The sequence below is a fragment of the Deltaproteobacteria bacterium genome (assembly GCA_003696105.1).
In the GTDB taxonomy this organism is placed as follows: domain Bacteria; phylum Myxococcota_A; class Polyangia; order Haliangiales; family J016; genus J016.
Map to the genome: position 1 here is coordinate 1 of RFGE01000254.1, position 18948 is coordinate 18948.

13 protein-coding genes are annotated in these 18948 nt (G+C 71.2%); 7 read left to right on the forward strand and 6 right to left on the reverse strand.

Annotated features, from left to right (window positions below):
• Together D6689_16140 and D6689_16145 are read right to left on the reverse strand one after the other, a co-directional pair.
• The coding region (locus tag D6689_16140; protein RMH39540.1) for a PE family protein at window positions 1-709 on the reverse strand (709 nt) is incomplete at its 3' end.
• Window positions 710-1266: 557 nt separating this feature from the next.
• Entirely contained in the window at window positions 1267-2559 is a 1293-nt protein-coding gene (locus D6689_16145; protein ID RMH39541.1) for a pyridoxal phosphate-dependent aminotransferase, read from the reverse strand.
• Between the two features lie 81 nt (window positions 2560-2640).
• Between D6689_16145 and D6689_16150 the strand changes: the two genes are divergently transcribed.
• From D6689_16150 to D6689_16175, 6 genes are all read left to right on the forward strand, one after another.
• Window positions 2641-4113 (forward strand): TldD/PmbA family protein, encoded by a 1473-nt coding sequence (locus D6689_16150; protein RMH39542.1) that lies wholly within the window; start codon window positions 2641-2643, stop codon window positions 4111-4113.
• A complete protein-coding gene (locus D6689_16155; protein ID RMH39543.1) occupies window positions 4062-5465 on the forward strand; it encodes a hypothetical protein in 1404 nt (467 codons plus the stop codon). Before D6689_16150 ends, D6689_16155 begins: the two co-directional genes overlap by 52 nt.
• 429 nt (window positions 5466-5894) lie before the next feature.
• Window positions 5895-6725, forward strand: a complete 831-nt coding sequence (locus D6689_16160; GenBank protein RMH39544.1) for a hypothetical protein — start codon at window positions 5895-5897, stop codon at window positions 6723-6725.
• A 19-nt stretch (window positions 6726-6744) separates the two neighbouring features.
• Entirely contained in the window at window positions 6745-10026 is a 3282-nt protein-coding gene (locus D6689_16165; protein RMH39545.1) for a TonB-dependent receptor, read from the forward strand.
• Window positions 10027-10336: 310 nt separating this feature from the next.
• On the forward strand, window positions 10337-12556 hold the full coding sequence (locus D6689_16170) for a hypothetical protein (GenBank protein RMH39546.1): 2220 nt from the start codon (window positions 10337-10339) through the stop codon (window positions 12554-12556).
• A 41-nt stretch (window positions 12557-12597) separates the two neighbouring features.
• Entirely contained in the window at window positions 12598-14046 is a 1449-nt protein-coding gene (locus tag D6689_16175) for an amidase (GenBank protein RMH39547.1), read from the forward strand.
• A gap of 13 nt (window positions 14047-14059) precedes the next feature.
• On the opposite strand, the gene D6689_16180 is transcribed toward D6689_16175, so the two are convergent.
• Both D6689_16180 and D6689_16185 read right to left on the reverse strand, forming a co-directional pair.
• On the reverse strand, window positions 14060-15142 hold the full coding sequence (locus D6689_16180) for a hypothetical protein (protein RMH39548.1): 1083 nt from the start codon (window positions 15140-15142) through the stop codon (window positions 14060-14062).
• Window positions 15139-16413 (reverse strand): hypothetical protein, encoded by a 1275-nt coding sequence (locus tag D6689_16185; protein RMH39549.1) that lies wholly within the window; start codon window positions 16411-16413, stop codon window positions 15139-15141. The genes D6689_16180 and D6689_16185 overlap by 4 nt, the downstream gene beginning before the upstream one ends.
• 109 nt (window positions 16414-16522) lie before the next feature.
• Between D6689_16185 and D6689_16190 the strand changes: the two genes are divergently transcribed.
• Window positions 16523-17512, forward strand: a complete 990-nt coding sequence (locus tag D6689_16190) for a CoA ester lyase (protein RMH39550.1) — start codon at window positions 16523-16525, stop codon at window positions 17510-17512.
• 134 nt (window positions 17513-17646) lie between these two features.
• Here D6689_16190 and D6689_16195 read toward each other — a convergent pair whose 3' ends face one another.
• Together D6689_16195 and D6689_16200 are read right to left on the reverse strand one after the other, a co-directional pair.
• Window positions 17647-18306 (reverse strand): hypothetical protein, encoded by a 660-nt coding sequence (locus D6689_16195; GenBank protein ID RMH39551.1) that lies wholly within the window; start codon window positions 18304-18306, stop codon window positions 17647-17649.
• Between the two features lie 215 nt (window positions 18307-18521).
• Entirely contained in the window at window positions 18522-18746 is a 225-nt protein-coding gene (locus tag D6689_16200) for a hypothetical protein (GenBank protein ID RMH39552.1), read from the reverse strand.
• Window positions 18747-18948: the final 202 nt, after the last annotated feature.

An 18948-nucleotide genomic window follows, 5' to 3' on the forward strand; every position in this document is an offset into this window, starting at 1 on the left:
CGTCGTTGCGCGTGGCATCTTGCCCTGGCGCGCCGGCGGGCGAGCCGGTCGCCCCACCGGCCCCACCGGCCGTGCCCTCGATGCCCGCCTGACCGCCGGGCGCCCGGTCGGCAGACAGCGCGCCCGGCGCGCCCGACGCGCCCGGCGCGTGCCGCTCGCCGCCCGCGCCGCCGCCGCCGCCGTTGGCGGCCAGCGTGCCTCGCACCACGATCGCGGCGGCCTCGATCAAGATCGCGCCGCCCGCGCCGCCGCCGCCGCCGGCATCGTCCTCGTCGCCACCGCCGCCACCGCCGCCACCGACGTCGATCCCCCCCGCCGGTCCGACCGTCACCGCGCCGCGCGCCGCGATCTGTACCGCGCCGCCGCCGCCGCCGCCCACCCCCGCCGTGCCCGCGTCGCCGCCGCCGAGGCCGCCGCCGCTGCCGCCGACCAGCGGCACCAGCGTGACGGTCCCGTACGGCGCGCCGCCGGCGCCCCCCTGGTAGTCGCCGCGATCGCCGCCGTCGCCGCCGCGCGCGAGGTGCCCGCCGCCGCCGCCGCCGACGTCCGCGGGGCTGCGCGCGCCCCGGCCGCCGCCCGGGCCCTGGCCGTCGGGCGCGCCCGCGACGCCTCCCGCGAACCCGCCCGGCCCCGGTGCGGCCGGTCCGGTGAGGCCGCCGGCGGCGATGAGGCGGCCGTCGAGGTCGACCGGCCCGGCGGATGCGAGCACCAGAGCGGCGCCGCCGACCACGTGGACGTCCGTCCCGGCGGCGACGTGCACGCGGGTGGCGGACAGCACCCCGAGCGGCGGAAGCTCGCCTCCCTGGTCGACGCGGGTAAACGCCACGCCGGGCGGGCGCAGGTCGGACCCGCCGGCGCCGGTGATCGCCCCCGTGTCCGTATCGATGCGGACGAACCCGCCATCGAGTTCCAGCGGCGCCGACCCCGCGGTGAGCAGCTCCCCGGGAATGTTCGACGGGATGAAGTCCACGCCGCCCGCCGGCGGTGCGGCATCGGCGTCGGCCGGCGGCGGCGTACCCGGCGCGCCGTCGGCCGCGGGCGCGCGGTCGCCGGCGTCGGCGCCCGCGGCACCGGGGCCGCGACCGATCTCCGGCACGGTACACGCGACGGCGCACCCGGCGACGACCGCAATCCAACGCTGCACGCCCGACTCGCATCGCAAGATCCCTGCCAGAGCGCCTCGGCCCGCAATTTCGGACCTTGGGGCGCGCCGCCCGGGGCTTCGCTCCCCGATCGACCGCCGGGGGTCCCGCGTCCGGCCGCCCGCTATCGCCGCCGCGCGCGCGCCAGCACCGCGTTGATCCGGTCGATCCCTTCGTCGAGTTGGGCCGCGTCCACCGCGGTGAAGCACAGCCGCGCCCACTTGGCGAACTCGGCGCCGAACGCGCCGCCCGGCGCGAGCAGCACGCCCTGCTCCGCGAACCGTTCGAGCAGCGCGTACGCGGTCTCGTCCTCGGGGTCGACCCACTCGCGCAGATCGAGAAACAGGTAGGTACAACCTTGCGGGCGCAGACACGGCGCCTCGATGCGGGCGAGCGCCCGGTCGCGCGCGGCCTGATAGCGCTGCCGGGCTTCGTCGATGAACGACTGGCCGTGTTCGAGCGCGCGCAGCGCCGCGCGCTGCATCGCCCGCGCGACGCTGTAGACGCTGTGGTTGGCCATCTTGCGCGCGGCGTCGATCGCACCGGCCGGGCCGACGAGGTAGCCGATGCGCAGGCCGGCCTGGGCGTAGGTCTTGGAGAACGTGTACGCGGTGAGCGTCCGCTCCGCCATGCCGGGCAGCGCGGCGATGCTCACGTGTTCCCGCCCGTCGTAGACGTACTCTTCGTACGCTTCGTCCGACAGCACCCACAGGTCGTGTCGCTGGGCGACCCGGGCGACCGCCTCGAGCTGCGCGCGGGACAGGACCGCGCCGTCCGGGTTGTTGGGCGTCGACACGTAGATGGCCGCCGTCTGGCGGGCGATGCGCTCGTCGAGCAGCGCCTCGATGTCGACGTCGGGCTCGGTCGCGAGCCGGTACGAGAACGTGCACTCGACCGGCCGCGCCCCCAGCGACGCGCAGATGCCGCGCACCAGCGGCCAGTACGGCGCCAGCAACAGCACCTCGTCGCCCGGGTCGAGCACGGCGCGAGTCGCGCAGCTCAGCGCGTGCGTCGCGCCGTTCGTGATCTGGACGTTGTCGCGCCCGACCCAGGCCAGGCCGTTTTTCGCCCGGAGCTTGGCGACCAGCGCGTCGACCAGCGCGACGTCGCCCGCCGGCTTCGAGTAGGCGTACAGCTCGGGGTCGGGATCGCCGGTGAACCCGAGGTTGCCGAGGCGCGCCGGCGGCGGCGGCGCCAGGTGCGTGTCGCCGATGTGAAACGGGATGATCGGCCCGGAGCAGCGCTCCGCCCGCTCGTACAGGCGCGCGAACAGCGACGACGGCAGCGCCTCGGCCGGCGCGGACAGCGTTGGGTATCGGGGCACCGCATCCAGAGTAAAGACAGTTCGGCCCGGCCGCCACCGGCGCGACCGGCGATGTGCCGGCGCGCCGGCGCCGGCCCCGCGGCGCGCGGCCATCTGCCGGCATCCACACGCCGGCGCGGCCACCCAACCGGCGCTGGCCCCGCGGCGCGCGGGCGTCTACAGTAGCGCCCGGCCATGGCCGACGCCGACATCGCCCGCGCCGCGCTCGACGCGATCGCCCGCGCCGACGGGCTCGACTACGCCGACGCGCGCGTCGTGCGCAGCGAGCGCGATCACCTGTCCGTGCGCGACGGCACGGTCGACCGCGCGCAGCGGGCGCACTCGGCCGGCATCGGCGTGCGCGCGCTGGTCCGCGGCGCCTGGGGATTCGCCGCCGAGCCCGACCCCTCGCCCGCGGCGGCCGAGCGCGCCGCCCGCCGCGCGCTGGCGATCGCGCGCGGCGTCGCCGCGGCGGCGCGCGATCGCGTGCGGCTCGCGGAGGAAGAGCCCCAGCGGGGCCACTACGCGACGCCGGTCGCCGTGGACCCGTTTGCGGTGCCGCTCGACCGGCGCGTCGCGGACCTGGTCGCGGCGACGGACGCCGCGCGCGACGGCGGCGACCCGCGCGTGCGCGCGGTCGAGGCGTCGATGCAGTGGCATCGGATCGACTCCGCGCTGGCCACGACCGAGGGCACGCTCGTCACGCAGAACCGCGTGTTCGGCGGCGCCGGGCTCGCGGTGACCTGCCGCGACGGCGACGCGACCGCCCGCCGGTCCTATCCGATCGACTACGACGGCGGCCTGTGGGCCGCCGGCTACGAAGTGGTGGACGAGCTGGCGCTGGTCGACCACGCGCACCGGCTGCGCGAGGAGGCGCTCGAACTGCTGTCCGCACCCGACTGCCCGGCCGGCCGCCGCGCCCTGGTGCTCGACACGCCGCAGCTCGCGCTGCAGATCCACGAGTCGTGCGGCCACCCCGCCGAGTGCGACCGCGCGCTGGGCGACGAGGTGTCGCTGGCCGGCGCCAGCTTCCTGACCCCCGACCGTCTCGGCCGCTTTCACTACGGCTCGCCGCGGGTGAACCTCACGGCCGACGCGACCACGCCGCGCGGCCTCGGTACGTTCGGCTGGGACGACGAAGGCGTGCCCGCGCGCCGCACGCCGCTGGTGTCGCGCGGCGTCTTCGTCGGCTACCTGTCCTCGCGCGAGACGGCCGAGGCCCTCGGACTCGGTCGCTCCGCCGGTTGCATGCGGGCCGAATCGTGGGACCGCCCGCCGATCATCCGCATGATCAACGTGTCCCTCGAGCCGGATCCCGACGGCCCGGCCTCGCTCGACGAACTGATCGCCGACACCGACGACGGCGTGCTCATGACGGTCAACCGCAGCTGGTCGATCGACGACCTGCGACTCAACTTCCAGTTCTCGTGTGAAGTCGGCTGGGAGATCGCCCGCGGCCGGCGCACGCGCATGGTCCGCAACCCGCTGTACACCGGGTCGACGCCGGCGTTCTGGCGCGGCTGCGACGCGATCGGCAATGCGACGGCGTGGCGGATCTGGGGGCTCGCGTCGTGCGGCAAGGGCGATCCGATGCAGGCCATGGGCGTCGCCCACGGGTGCGCGCCGGCGCGCTTCCGCGACGTGGAGATCGGATGCAGCCGCGGGTAGTCGACGCGATCGACGCCGCCGTCGCCGCCGCGCTCGACGCGGGCGCCGACGACGTCGAAGTGAGCTACGAACGGGTAGACCTGTCGTTCGCGCGGTTTGCGCGCTCGCGATTCACGCAGGTGGGCGCCGCCGCGACCACCTGGCTGCGCGTGCGCGCGCTGGCCGGCGGACGGCTCGGCGCCCGCCTGTCGGGCACCCTCGACCGCGACGCGGTCGTCGCCGCCGCGCGCGGAGCCGTCGCCGCCGCGCGCGCCGCGCCGCCGGCCGTGCCGGGGTTCGCGTTCGCGGCCGGCGGCGGTGCGACGCTCGCGGACGTGCCGCCGCCGCGGCCACCCGCCGTGCCCGAACCGTGGGCCGCCGCGGCTGCGCCGGCGGCCGTGGCGGCCGGGTTCGACGCGGCCCGGCGGCTCGGCTGCGACAGCGCGGGCGCCGTGAAGATCGTGCAGCGCGAGCGCGCCGTCCAGACCACGGCCGGCTGCGCCCGCGCGGGCGCCGACGGCTGGATCGACCTTCAGTGGATCGCCTCCGACGGCGACGCGTCCGGCTACGCCGGTCGCCTGGCCTCCCTCGGCGAGCCGATCGACGTCGAAGCCGTCGCGCGCGACGCCGCGGAGCGGGCCGCCCGCGGGCGAGGCGCCGAACGCGTCGACCCGCGCGCGATGGACGTCGTGCTGGCCCCCGCCGCCGTCGCCGAGTTGATCGAGTGGATGGCGATGGCGAGCTTCGGCGCGCGCGCCGTGCTCGACGGCCACAGCCTGCTGTGCGACCGCCGCGGGAAGCCGGTGTGCGACGCGCGCGTGACGATCGAGGACCGGCCGGTCCCCGGCGAGTTGGCATTCGACGCGGAGGGATGCGCGCGCGTGCGCGTCGCCGCGATCGAGGCCGGGGTGGCGGGCGACCCGGTCACCGATCTGACGACCGCGGCGCGGCTCGGCGACCCGCGCGGATCGACCGGCCATGCACCGGACATCGACGACGAGCACGCGGCGGGGCCGGCGGCGCGGCACGTGCACCTTTCGGCCGGGGAGGCCACGGAGGCCGACCTCATCGGCCGCGTGGACGACGGTCTGTACGTCACGCGGCTGCACTACGTCAACGGCTTGCTGGACCCGCCGCGTGCCGTGACCACGGGCATGACCCGCGACGGCACGTTTCGCATTCGCGGCGGCCGCCTCGCCGGGGGCGTTCGCAACCTGCGGTTCACCGACAGCGTCCTCGACGCGCTCGGCCCGCGGCTCGGCGCCGTCGGCCGCGACGCCGTCCGGGTACCGGCGTGGTGGTCGCGCCACGCGTTCGTCACCGCGCCGGCGCTGCTCGTACGCGCATTTCAGTTCACCGGCACCAGTCGATGAACCGGCGGCGCCCCCGGCCGCCCGAGCGCGGCCCGCGCGGAGCGGCGCGACGGCCGCCCGATGGCGACGACATCCCCCGGACACCAGCGCACCGACGCGCGGGCATCGTCGTCCGGGCGCCCCCCTCGGCCGATCCCCGACGCGGCCGCGGCTGGCAGCGGCTGCCCGAAACCGAGGTTTTTGTGCCCACACTGCAGGATTTGTGAGCGACGAATGCGGTCCGCGGCTCTTGACCTCGGGCGGAAACACCGCAATCGTTGCGCTGCTCGTGGAAGGGTATCGTACTCACCTCCGCCCCAACGAACCTGGAGGAATCTCGCTATGCGCGCAATTCGACTGAATAGAGTTCTGTGGCCGGCGCTAGCGGCAGTCGCCGCGTGCGGTCGCCCCGATTTCAACACCGACCTGAACCCCGACGGACCGCCGGAGGTGGTCCTCGTCGCGGTGCCGAGCGAGAGCGCCGAAGGTGAGGCGGCGACCTACTGCAAGTCCGGCGTCGCCCCCGAGAAGACGAACGGCAACTACTGCCCCGAGGAAAACCCGGAGGCGGTCGGGCCGATCACCGACGCGACGCCGCTCGGGCTGTACGTCCGCGTGGCGTTCGACGAGCTGCTCGACCCGTCCATCGAGACCCTCAACGAGCAGGAGGACGGCACCGTGCTCGGCGAACTCGACCCGGGAGCCGGGTCGATCGAATGCGACGGCAACACGGTCGCCTGGTCCGGCTTCTACGACCCGACCGGCAGCCATCTCACGTTCCCGGCCGGACCGGCCCTCGTGTTCAACGTCACCGACCCGGTCACCACCGGTTGGTCGTGCACGATCGCGCTGAGCGACATGGTCGTCGACAAAGATGGCAACGCGCTGGGCGAGGACGACCGCAGCTTCACCTTCCAGATCGCGCCGCTGCACGTGAGCCAGACGTCGCCGGCCGACGAGGACAAGGACGTCCCGATCACCGAGGAGGACGAAAACGGCGATGAGATTCCGGCCGTCGTCCTCGTCGACTTCAACAACTTTGTCGACGCCGCGTCGCTCGCCGGCAAGGTGTCGGTCGAAGACGGCGGCGGCAACGACTTCGCCGTGGACGTGTCGGTCGACGAGGATTCGCCGATCACCGTCGTGATCGCCCCGGCCGGCGGCGGGACGTTCGCCAAGGGCACGACGTACACGGTGACGCTCGACGCGGGAATCGCCGACATCGGCGGCGGCACCATGTCGGATCCCTACACGTTCACGTTCACGACCGCCGCTCCGTAGGCAGTAGGAGGAACTCGCCATGAAGAACCGTGGTCTCTATCTCGCACTAGCCATCCCTCTGCTCCTGCTGGGCGCGCGCACCGCCGTCGCGCAAACGGCGACGACCGGCGCCATCCGCGGCGTCGTCACCGACGACAGCGCCGGCGGCGCCAACGTAGCGGGCGCGACCGTCGTCGCAACGTCCCCGGCCCTGCAGGGCACCCGGTCCGCGCTCACCGACGAGTCCGGCTCGTTCACGCTCGACGGGCTTCCGCCGGGCACCTACTCCGTCACGGTGTTCTACGGCGACGGCCAGTGGAAGCGCGACAACGTGCTCGTCCGCCTCGGCAAGGTGTCGATCGCCAACATCGCGATCGACAGCTCGAAGGCCGCCGCCGGCGAGACGATCACCATCGAGGGCCGGGCGCCGCTGGTCGACCAGGGGTCGACGAAGACCGGCGTGACGATCGATGAAAGCTACACGCGGAACATCCCGACCGGCCGGACCTTCCAGGGCACGCTGGGGGCCGCCGCCGGCTCGCAGGGCGACGCCTACGGCGTGTCCTTCGGCGGTTCCACGTCGGCGGAGAACGTCTACGTCATCAACGGCATCAACGTGACGGACCCGGCCTACGGCGGCGTGACGACCAACGCCGGCGGCGCGGTGAGCACCACCAACTTGCCCAACGAGTTCCTGTCGGAGACCGAGGTCATCACCGGCGGCTACAACGCCGAATACGGCCGGTCGACGGGCGCGGTGGTCAACGTCCTCACGAAATCCGGCGGCAACGAGGTCCACGGCTCGGTGTTCTCGTACATCACCCTCGGCGCGCTGTCGCCGACGCCGCGCGTGTTGCCGCGCGAGGGCAGCTCGATCTCGACCCGCGCCGAACTCGACTACAGCACGTCGATCGGCGCGGAGGTCGGCGGGCCCATCGTCAAGGACAAGGTCTGGTACCACGTCGGCCTCAACCCGGTATTCTCGAGCAACACGATCACGCGCATGGTCAGCACGTTCGTCGACGAGGACAACGACGGCAACCCCGACGTCGACGAAAACGGCTTCAGCATCACGCGCGAGCTGTCCTCCCACGACCTGTCGACCTCGAACCAGCAGCTTCTGTTCGACGGCAAGCTGTCGTTCCTCGTGTCGCCCGAGCACCAGGGCGCCGTGTCGGTCATGGGCAACCCGGGCAAGAGCGACACCCTGCGCACCGTGTCGGGCCCGGCGCGGTCGGGCCGCTACGACCTGTCCGACGGCGCGTTCGACTCCGCGCTCCGCTGGACGTCGAAGTTCGACGACAGCAAGACCCAGCTCGACCTGACGGCCGGGTTCCACCGCGGCCGCGCCATCGAGCGCCCCTCCGAGCCGGGCGGCCACGACCCGCAGGTCCGCTTCGACTACGACCTGCCGCTGGCCGACTTGGCTGCATACGAGGAAGCCTACGGCGGCGTGCCGGCCGGCTGCATGGACGGGACGGCCGACGATCCCTACCCGAACATCGACAACTGCCCCGTGCAGTTCTACAACACCGGCGGCCTCGGATTCCGCGAAACGAACGAGACCGACCGCCTGGCCGCCGCGGCGAAGCTGTCGCAGCGGGTCAAGCTCGCCGGCCACCACCAGTTCAAGCTGGGCGCCGACATCGAACAGCTCACGTATCGCCACCTGAGCGACTTCACCGGCGGCAAGCGGTTCCGCTATCGCGAGAAGTCGATTCGCGTCGACCGGTTCTTCACGGTCCGCAACGACGGCGACACGCCCTGTGGCGACGACCTCAACGGCGACGGCGAGGACGACGCGAAGTGCGTGTTCATGCCGGACGGCCTGCGGTCGGAGACGACCACGCGCAGCCTCGCCGCGTTCGTCCAGGACAGCTGGGCCATCCGGCCGAACCTCACGCTCAACGCCGGCTTGCGGTGGGAACGGCAGGACGCGTTCGTCGCGGACCACATCGTCGGTCAGATCTCGCCGACCACCGGTGAGCCGATCCCCGACAAGGCGTTCACCATCAACAACATGCTCGCGCCCCGCGTCGGCGTGATCTACGACTGGACCGAGCAGGGCCGGTCGAAGGTGTTCGGCCACTGGGGCCGCTTCTACGAGATGGTACCGATGGACATCAACGCGCGCGCCTACGGCGGCGAGGTGTTCGCGGTCGACGTCTTGCTGCCGAGCAGCTGCACGCCCACGAGCGAAGCCATCATGCAGCCGAACCAGGTCCGCTGTAACTTCGAGGAGTCGGTGATCAACCGCCTGTTGGGCGGCGGCGAAGAGGTCGTCGTGCCGAAGCTCAAGGGCCAGTACCTCGACGAGGCGGTCGCCGGCCTGGAGTACGAGGTGCTCGAGGACCTGAAAGTCGGCGCGACCTACATCCACCGCGAACTCGGCCGGATCATCGAAGACGTGTCGGTCGACGGGGGGAACAGCTACATCGTCGCCAACCCGGGCGAGGCCGTGTCGGCGTCCGACATCCAGAAGATCCGCGACGAGGCGGCCGCGGCGCGCATGGAGTGTGCGGACCCGAACAACTGCCCGAAGGCCGCGTTCCTCGAGAACCAGGCCAACAGCTTCGAGGGGGTCAATCGCTTCGACCCGCCGGAGCGCCGCTACGACGGCCTGCAGCTGTCGGTCGAAAAGCGCTTCTCGAAGGACCTGATGGTCATCGGCTCGTACACCTACTCGCGGCTGCGCGGGAACTTCCCGGGCCTGTTTTCGCCCGACACCGGACAGCTCGACCCGAACCTCACGTCGATGTACGACCTGCCCGACCTGATGGCGAACCGCTACGGTCCGCTGCCGCACGACAAGCCGCACCTGCTCAAGCTTGACGGCTACTACCTGTACGACGGCGGTTCGATCGGCCGGTTCGTCTTCGGCGGCAGCGTGCGCGCGGCGTCGGGACGCCCGGTCAACACGCTAGGCGGCCACTCGCTGTACGGCTTCGGTGAGTCGTACATCCTGCCCCGCGGCACGGCGGCCCCGGGCACGAGCGACCGCACCCCGACGACGTTCAGCGTCGACACGCGCGTGACCTACGGGCGCAAGCTGAGCGACGGGATGCTGCTGGAGGCGTTCGTCGACGTGTTCAATCTGTTCAACTCCGAGACCACGCTGTCGGTGGACGAGAACTACACGTTCGACAACGTCAACCCGATCGTCGGCGGCGACAAGGAAGACGTCAAACACGCCAAGGCGCTCGACGACGCCGCCGGCGGCCTGCCGACCGCGAGGGTGGTCGAACCGAATCCGAACTACGGCAACCCGACGAGCGACATGGCGGTGCGCAGCATCCGGTTCGGCCTCCGCCTGACCTTCTGATCCGCATCCGGACGCGTCCGCCGACGCGCTCCATCCTGTCCGCGACGGCCGCCGGTCTTTCCGGCGGCCGTCGCCTTTTTCGGAACGCGACGCGCCGGTGGCACGCGGGCGCAACTTCCTTTAGGCTGCACCGGCAGTGTCCGAGCCGACGCCTCCGCCTTCGTCCGACGACGCCGCCGGCGCAGCCTCCCAGCCGTCCCGCCGGTCAACCGCAGACCGTGCCACGCGCCCGGCGGACTCGGCGGACGCGCAGCCATGGATTCCGGTCCGCGCACGTGAGGTCGCCCTCGCGGCCGGCCTGGCCCTTGCAGTGCTGCTGCCCGGCTTGGCGTCGTTTTCGCTCATCGATCCCTGGGAGGGCCACTACGGCGAAGTCGCCCGGCGCATGCTCGAGGAGGACGACTGGGTCAAGCTGCAGTGGCAAAACGAGCCGTACTTCCGGTCGAAACCCGGGCTGACATTCTGGCTGATGGCGGCCAGCATGGAGCTGCACGGCGTCGCCACCGACGGCGGCTACTCGGGCGAGATGATCGCCAGCCCGCTGCCGGTGTGGGCCCTGCGCCTGCCGTTCGCGCTGTTCGGTGCGTTCGGCATCGTGATCTTGTGGTACGCGGTCGCGCGCCTGGTGTCGCGGCGCGCCGCGTGGCTCACATTCGGTGTACTTGCAACCACACCGTTTTATACGCTCGTCGCACGCCAGGCGATCACGGACATGCCGATGGTGGCCACCGCCGCCGGCGCGATCGCGTGTTTTCTGCTCGCCGTGCACGCCGGCGACCGCGAACTGAAGCCGCTGTGGAAACGCATCACCGGCTATCACGTATTCCTCGCGGTGCTCGGCCTGTTTCTCGGCGTCCAGCTCGTGCGCTTCGGCATCGATTTTGCCGCGGATCCGTCGCTCGGCGCCGGCGTCCGCGTGCGCTGGTTCCACCCGGCGGTCTGGGCGACAGCGCCCTACGCCATCGGCTATGGCGCATTCGCGGTGCTCACGTGGGTCGTATTTCCGACCCGCCGCGTGCGCGACGTGTACATGTACTGGGCCTACTTCCTCGTCGGCGTCAGCGTGCTCGCCAAGGGGCCGCCGGGGGCGGCCATGGTGGTGATCGCGTGCGGGCTGTACGTCGTCGTCACCGGCAACTGGCGCCTTCTGTTGCGCATCGCGCTCCCCCAGGGCGTGCTCGTCCTCGCCCTGACCGCCGTGCCGTGGCACATGGCGATGGTCCTCAAAGACGGCCGGCCCTGGGTGAGCGAATACTTCGGTCACCACTGGTTCAAGCGAGCCGCCGTCGGCGTCCACGGCGAGACCGGCACCTTCGACTACTTCGCCCAACAGCTCGGTATCGGCCTGTGGCCGTGGATTGCGCTGGTGCCGGCCGCGCTGTACGCCGCGCTGCGGCGCCCGACTCCGCGTGACCGCGAGGGACGCGTGTGGATGATCATGGGACTGTGGGCGATCGGCGGATTCGCGTTCTTTTCGATGGTCCAGACCAAGTTCCACCACTACGTGCTGCCCGCCGTGCCGGCGTTCGCCGCGCTCGCCGGCCTGTGGATCGACGAGGTGCTGCGCGGCCGATCGCCACGGCCGGGACTCGCCATGGTCCTCGGCATCCCCGCGATCGCGCTCATCGCGCGCGACATGATGAGCGAGCAAAAGCAGCTCATCGAACTGTTCGTCTACCGCTACGACCGCCCGTGGCCGTCGGGTGCCCCGTGGAACGTGGACGTCGGCGGCGTGTGGCTCGCGTTCGCGGCACTCGGTTGCGCGGCGCTCGCGGTCGCGGCGTGGCCGCGTACCCGCCGATGGGGGCTGGCCGCGTTCGGTCTGGTGTGCATCGCATACGGCCACTGGGCGGCCAACGGCTACATGCAGGCGGCGGCGCCGCACTGGGGCCAGCGCCACCTGCACGAGACCTACTACCGCGACCGGCAGATTCACGGCCTCGACATCGTGTACTACGGCCTGCGCGACCTGGCCGACGACTGGTCGGGCGGCGGCCGCGAGCTGCGCGTCCGCTCCGTGCTGCCGGACGGCTTCCGCGAGGGGCTGCCGATGACGGTTCACATCGAGATCGCCGGACAAGACGAGGCGTACGACCTGGCCGGGACCGTGTCGCGCATCGGCGACAACGCGTTCTGGATCGCCGTTCCGGACGGCGAAGTCGCCAAGCTCGCGGACGCGATCGCCCGCGGCCGCAGCCTGCCCAAGCCCAAACGCCGGCCGTGGAGTCAGGTCAACGCCGATCGCCTGATCGCGTGGCAGCTCAACTGGCGCGGGGAGAATTTCTGGAGTTCAGGGGAGATCTGGGGCCGCACGAAGGACACGCAGACCGTGTTCGTCAACACCGACAACAAGGAGTTCCTCGCGTACCTCAATCGGCCCGAGGCCAAGGGACGGCGCTTCTACGTCATCACCGAGGCCGGCCGCGCCGACGGCTTGCGCAACATCCTGCCCACGGAGCGAGCCAGGCAGACCGTCGAAAAGATCGACACGAGTTGCAACAAGTTTACGCTGCTGCGGTTCGAGTTGTAGCGCCGCGCCGGGTCGCGGCCGCAACCTGGTAAGGTCGGGCCATGCCCGACAGCCTGGCCCACCTCGACGCCACCGCGCAGGCCGCCCTCGTGCGCGATCGCCACGTCTCGCCGCGCGAGTTGGTCGACGCCGCGATCGCGCGCATAGAAGCCCACGATGGCGAGCTGAACGCGGTCGTCCACCGCATGTTCGACCGCGCCCGCGCCGAGGCGACCGGCGAGCTGCCGGACGGCCCGTTTCGCGGCGTGCCGCTACTGGTAAAGGACCTGCTCATCGAGGTCGCCGGCGAACGGACCTCCGGCGGGTTGCGCTGCAAACCCGGCCTGGTGGACCGAGAGGATTCGTATCTGATGCGCAAGTTTCGCACCGCCGGCTTCGTCCTCCTGGGCAAGACGAACACTCCCGAGCTCGGCATCCTGCCGACGACCGAACCCGCGGCGTTCGGGCCGACGCGCAACCCGTACGACCCGAGCCGTTCGGCCGGCGGCTCGTCGGGCGGCTCGGCCGCGGCCGTCGCCGCCGGCTACGTCCCGGTCGCGCACGGCAACGACGGCGGCGGCTCGATCCGCATCCCCGCGAGCGCATGCGGCCTCGTCGGCCTCAAGCCGTCGCGAGGCCGGGTGTCGCTCGGTCCCCGCTACGGCGACATCCAGGGCGGCCTCGTCGTCGACCACTGCCTGGCGCGGTCCGTGCGCGACAGCGCGGCGGTGCTCGACTGCATCGCCGGCCCGATGCCGGGCGATCCGTACACCGCGCCGCCCCCCGCGCGGCCGTTCGCCGCCGAGGTCGGAGAGGCCCCGGGACGCCTTACCGTCGGCTACACCGTGCAAACCATCGACCCGACCTCGGGACAGTTTGCCGACTGCCACGCCGACTGCATCGATGCCGTTCGCCGCGCGGTCGACCTGCTCGAATCGCTCGGTCACACCTGCGTCGAGGCCGCCCCCGAGCCGCTGGCCGACCCCGACTACATCGGCAAGTTTCTCGCCGTGTGGGCGGCGGGAGTCGGCCACAGCGTCGCGGCGTGGGGCCGGCGCATCGGCCGGACGCTCGGGGAAGACGACCTCGAACCGACGACCTGGGCGCTGTTGCAGATGGCCGGCCAGGTGTCGGCCGCCACCTACCTCGACGCGTGGCAGTGGTTGCAACAGAACACGCGCGAGCTGGCCTGGTGGCGCCGCCAGCGCGGCTTCGACCTGTACCTGACGCCGACCCTCGCCGAGCCGCCGGCTCCGATCGGCACGTTCGACGCGCCGCCGGGCGCGGGCATCATGGCGATGATGCGCGCGGCGACCTACGTGCCGTTCACGCCCCCATACAACGTGAGCGGGGCTCCGGCCATTTCGTTGCCGCTCCATCGAAATGAAGCCGGCCTGCCGATCGGCGTCCAGCTCGGCGCCGAGTACGCCCGGGAAGACCTGCTCGTGCGCGTCGCCGCGCAGATCGAAGCGGAACTCGGCGGATTCGCGCACACCGCAACACGCGCGTGACCTTGGCGCGCCCTCAGCGCGCGCCGGGACAGCCGCCGTCCATCGCGGCGATCCACTCGCGCAACAGCGCGACACCTTCCGCGTGGACGCGCGTGCGCCCGAGTTCCGGCATCTGCACGTCCGGCTCGACCGACTCGACGCGGTAGATCAGGATGGATTCGTCCGGAGCACCCGGCACGATGCTGTACTGGAGGCCTCCGGAGCCGCCGCCCGCCGCCACCGGCGGCTTGCACACCCCATAGCTGTACGGGTCCGAGTTCGCCGCGCGCAGGTCGAGCCCGGACGTGCGCGCGCGACCAGACGGGTTGTGGCAGTGCGCGCAGTTGATGTCGAGGTAGGCGCGAGCACGCTCGTCCACCGACCCCGTGGCCGGATCGTCCCACACCGGCGCCCGCGGCACGTCGCCGAGGTCGGCGGGGGCGCCGGCGAGCAGACCGCGGTCGACGAGATACGCGATCTGGTTGACCGGGCCGTCGCCGTAGTCGAAGTCGCGGTTGAGGTGCCGCGCCTTGATCCCGACCGGCCCGAGCACGTCTTCCACCTCCTCGTGACACTCCTTGCACTGATTCGCGTTCGGCACGAGATACGGATGTCCGTCGATCTCGAAGGTCGCGCCGGCGACCCGCAATTCGGCATCGGTCTGCTCGTCGTTCCACACGTAGGTGTAACCGCGCCACCCATCGGCCGCATGCACCAGCAACCGCGTCTCGATGACCCGCTGCGGGTACTGGAACGTCTTGACGAGCACCGCACCGACCGGCAGCGCAAACGCCTCGTCCGCCGAATAGGTTGCGGCCTGCTCCTCGGGTAGATACAGGTACCGGCGTTTGTCCGCATAATCGGAAAACAGCGGCGAGTTCACGTCGTAGGGAACCACGCGGTCGTTCGGCACGGGCTCGGCCGCACTGCCGCCGCGAAACAGCCGGGTCGACGACAGCCACCGGCACGGCTGCTCGGGGTCGACGAAGACCTCGGTCCCGGGCGGCGGCGCGCAGAGGTCGTCGGCCGGCCCCGCGTCGGCGGCGCCCTCGCCGGCGGCCGCGCCACAGCCGGAGGCCGCCGCGACCACAAGCGCGATCCACCACACGAGCGTCATCGCGCGTCCCCGGGAATCGTGACCGCGGGCAGCGGCTCGCGCTCGCAATCGAGCGCGGGCGGGTTCAACTCCGCACCGGCGAAATCGTTTGGCACGTCGAGCACGACCCAATCGGCGTCCCCATTGCGCGCCACACACGAGCGGTATTCCGGAGGCAGCGTCCCGTCGACGAGCTTCGCCGGGTCCCAGTCGCCGTCGAACACGATGTCCGGCACGACGACGGGCGGGTCCATCACCGTGACGAGGCCCTGCACGAGCAGAAACCCGAGTTCGTCGACCGGCTCGTCGCCGCCGCCGACGAACGTGTTGTCGTGGACGAATACCGAGTCCGTAAACGGGTCGTAGTTCGGGTCGTCGCTCTCCAACTGAGTCGTCCGATAGCTGATCGCGCCGAAGTTCACCGTCTGGTTGTCGCGAACGTCGTTGCCGAACACCTCGACCTCGTGCGCGGCCAACACCGCGATGCCGGTGCCTTGCGGCACCTTGCCGACGATGTTTCCGGCCGGCGCGAAATTGGGCGTGTTGTTGTCGAACACCTCGTTGTCGAAAACGCGCACGCGGCGGCACTCGGGCTCCTGCAATCCGGGCAGCGCGAACACCAGCACACCGCCCGTGTTCTCGGTCGCGACGTTGTCGTGCACGTCCGCTCCGACGGTGTTTTCGATCTCGATCCCGGCGACGTTGCGCTCGGCCCGGCTGTCGCGCACGATGACGTTGCGCGACTGGCCCACGTAGATTCCGGCGTCCGATGCGCCGATCGCGACGCAGCCTTCGATCAACACGTCCTGCGTCTGCACCGGATACAGGCCGTAGGCGCCGTTGTCCGAATTCGGGCCGCCGGTCCACTCGGCGCGAACGCGGCGCAGCGTCACGCCGCGCGTCCCTTCGATCTTGATCGCGTCGCCGATGGTGTCCTCGACCGCAATGTCTTCCATGACGAATTCGTTGCCGGTGACGAGCAACCCCTGCGCGCCGGCAATCTGGCCGGCGAACGACCAGACCGTGTCGTCCATGCCGGCGCCGCGAATGGTCACGCGATCGACGTCCAGACTCAGCCCCACGGTGAACTCGAACTGGCCCGGCCCGAAGCCGAACGTGTCGCCCGGCTGCGCGAGCACGAACGCCTCCTGCACGGCTTCGGCGACGTCCGGCCCGGGATCGAACCGAATACAGCGGCCGGAAACCCCCTCGCACGGGTCGGTGGCCCCACCGTCGCCGCACGCCGCCGCCGCCGCGATCACAACCGTCCAGGCAAGTCGTCGAGTTTGCATCGTCCCTCCAGGCACCAGCGCCGTCCGTGAACATGCCTCGACTGGCCCCCGGGGTCAACGATGCGTTTATGGGCGAATGAACGGGGTTTCGTGATATCCCCATTCGACCATGACCACCGCCATCCATCCGAAGGACGCGCTATTCGAGGGCGAGACGCCCTTCCCCGTCATCCCGTCGTGCGAACACTTCGCCGGCAGCGAGAAGCTGATCAAGAAGGCGTTCGAACTGCAGGACAAGCTCGGGCCGATTTTCGACATCACGATGGACTGCGAGGACGGGGCGCCGGCCGGCCGTGAAAAGGAACACGCGGAGATGGTCGTGGACATGGCCAAGTCGGCGGCCAACCAGCACAAGATGGCCGGCGTTCGCGTCCACGACTACACGCATCCGGCGTGGCGCCAGGACGTCGACATCGTCGTGGCCGGTGCGGGCGATGTCGTCGCCTACATCACGATTCCCAAGCCTACGGCGGTCGACCAAGTCGCCGAGATGATCGACGCCATCCGCGACGCGTGCAAGCGCAACCACATCAAGCGCGAGATCCCCATCCATGTGCTCGTCGAAACCCACGGCGCGTTGCGCGACGCGTTCGCGATCGCGCGGCTGCCGTGGATGCAGGTGCTCGACTTCGGCCTGATGGACTTCATCAGCGGCCACCACGGCGCGATCCCGGCATCCGCGATGAAATCCCCGGGCCAGTTCGAGCACGCGCTGGTCGCCCGCGCCAAGGCCGAGACGGTCGCCGCCGCCCTCAGCGCGGGCGTCGTGCCCGCCCACAACGTGACGCTCGACCTGAAAAACCCCTACCAGACGTATGCCGACGCGCGCCGCGCCCACACCGAGTTCGGCTTCTTGCGCATGTGGTCGATCTACCCGGCCCAGATCAAGCCGATCGTCGACGCGATGGCGCCCGACTTTTCCGAGGTGCAAAAGGGCTGCGAGATCTTGCTGGCGGCGCAGGCGGCATCGTGGGGCCCGATCCAGCACGCGGGCGAACTCCACGACCGCGCCACCTACCGCTACTACTGGGAACTGGTGCAGCGCGCACACCTGTCCGGCCAGGCCCTGCCGGCCGACGTCAAGGCGTGGCTGGCCTAGGAGGCGATTGCGCTCCGTCGGCCGTCCGCGGCGGCGCGTACCGCGCCGCCGAGTCGGCTCCGCGTGCCGCGCGCTGTGCGCCGTACACCGGCCACCGCAGCCCGTAGCCCTGGCGACAGCCCCAGAAACCGCCGCTAGTTGGTCAGCGAGAAGTTCATCCGCAAGGTGACGAGCGCCGACGCCTGGACCGATCCGTACCAGTTGCTCGGCTCGTTGGCCGTCGGATCCGGGCCCATGGGGGCCGGCTCGCTGCGAAGCAGCCACCCGACCTGGAACGGCAAATGGAGGCCGACGCTCACGGTACGACTGAGCCGATAGCCGAAGTCGAGGTGTGCCTGCGCGACGAACCCCTTGTCGGTGACCTGCGCATTGTCCAGAGGGGGCTCCACCTGCTGCCCCGTGCCGACGCCGAACCCCGCGGCGATCCCGAGTTCGCCGAAGCCGCGCGAAAAGCGATCGTCGTCGCCTCGGGGTTTGGCTCCGACCTTGTCCCCCATGTCGAACTTCACATCGAAGCCGAGCATGAACTGCGTCCACGTGCCGTCGACGCGGTCGCCGTCGTAGAACTGGTTGTGCTCGATCCACCCGTCGATGAACAGCACCTCGACGCCGACCTTCGCCCCGTAGGTAAAGCCGCGCGCCCCCTGGTGGAACGCCTCAGCCTTGCGGTCCCCTGCAATCCCCTTGCCGTACATCCCCCCCGTGTGGATCTGAGCGTCGAGTTCGAACACGCCCGCGCGCGCCGTCGCCAGCGGCGCAACGAGCGCCAGGATGAATGATGTGAGTCGAACCATTGCTGTCATCTTCCCCCGGATGGACGGTGGCGACCGTGGGATCGGTCACAACCGTCAAGTGGCAAACGCGGGCTGAACGAATGCACCCGCGGCGCGGGACGCCGGGCGTCGCCGCACAGACCGAGTGTGCCCGCGTCGTCGTTTGCTATGCAACCGACTTCCGCCGAGAAGTGTCCCGCACGCGCCGGCGCGCTGGCGACTGCGTCGCGACCGCGTCAATTGAGCGTGGTGAGTTCCGCCGCATCTCGACCGCAAAACGTCGCGGCCAGATCGTACCGCTTGCGACACTGCGGACAGATCTTGGCCAACACGCCGGTCGGAGCGACATCCCGCCGCCCGCCCGACGCGATCTCGTACAGGACCAGCGGGACCAATTCCGTCGCGTCGTGCGGACAGAAGCGGACACCCGGGTCGAACGAGCGCCGGCAGCGCGGACACACGCTGCCGCCGGACCGGGATCGACGGCTCAGTTCGCCGGCCGGGACCAGCGGGCGCGCGTCACTCGGACAGAACACGAGGCTCCCTTCGTACTCGCGCCGGCACGTCGGACACGCCAGCACGGATGACGCCGCGAGCGCCACCGACACGCCGCCGCTCGTGGCGGCACTCGCGCCGCTCCCCGCCGCCCGGGCAACCGGGTCC

What these genes read in the sequence shown, in the direction of transcription:
- D6689_16145 (RMH39541.1), bottom strand. Translation starts at nt 2,559, where the DNA reads ATGGCCGCGCGCCGCGGGGCCGGCGCCGGCGCGCCGGCACATCGCCGG.
- D6689_16150 (RMH39542.1), top strand. Translation starts at nt 2,641, where the DNA reads ATGGCCGACGCCGACATCGCCCGCGCCGCGCTCGACGCGATCGCCCGC.
- D6689_16165 (RMH39545.1), top strand. Translation starts at nt 6,745, where the DNA reads ATGAAGAACCGTGGTCTCTATCTCGCACTAGCCATCCCTCTGCTCCTG.
- D6689_16175 (RMH39547.1), top strand. Translation starts at nt 12,598, where the DNA reads ATGCCCGACAGCCTGGCCCACCTCGACGCCACCGCGCAGGCCGCCCTC.
- D6689_16180 (RMH39548.1), bottom strand. Translation starts at nt 15,142, where the DNA reads ATGACGCTCGTGTGGTGGATCGCGCTTGTGGTCGCGGCGGCCTCCGGC.
- D6689_16185 (RMH39549.1), bottom strand. Translation starts at nt 16,413, where the DNA reads ATGCAAACTCGACGACTTGCCTGGACGGTTGTGATCGCGGCGGCGGCG.
- D6689_16190 (RMH39550.1), top strand. Translation starts at nt 16,523, where the DNA reads ATGACCACCGCCATCCATCCGAAGGACGCGCTATTCGAGGGCGAGACG.
- D6689_16195 (RMH39551.1), bottom strand. Translation starts at nt 18,306, where the DNA reads ATGGTTCGACTCACATCATTCATCCTGGCGCTCGTTGCGCCGCTGGCG.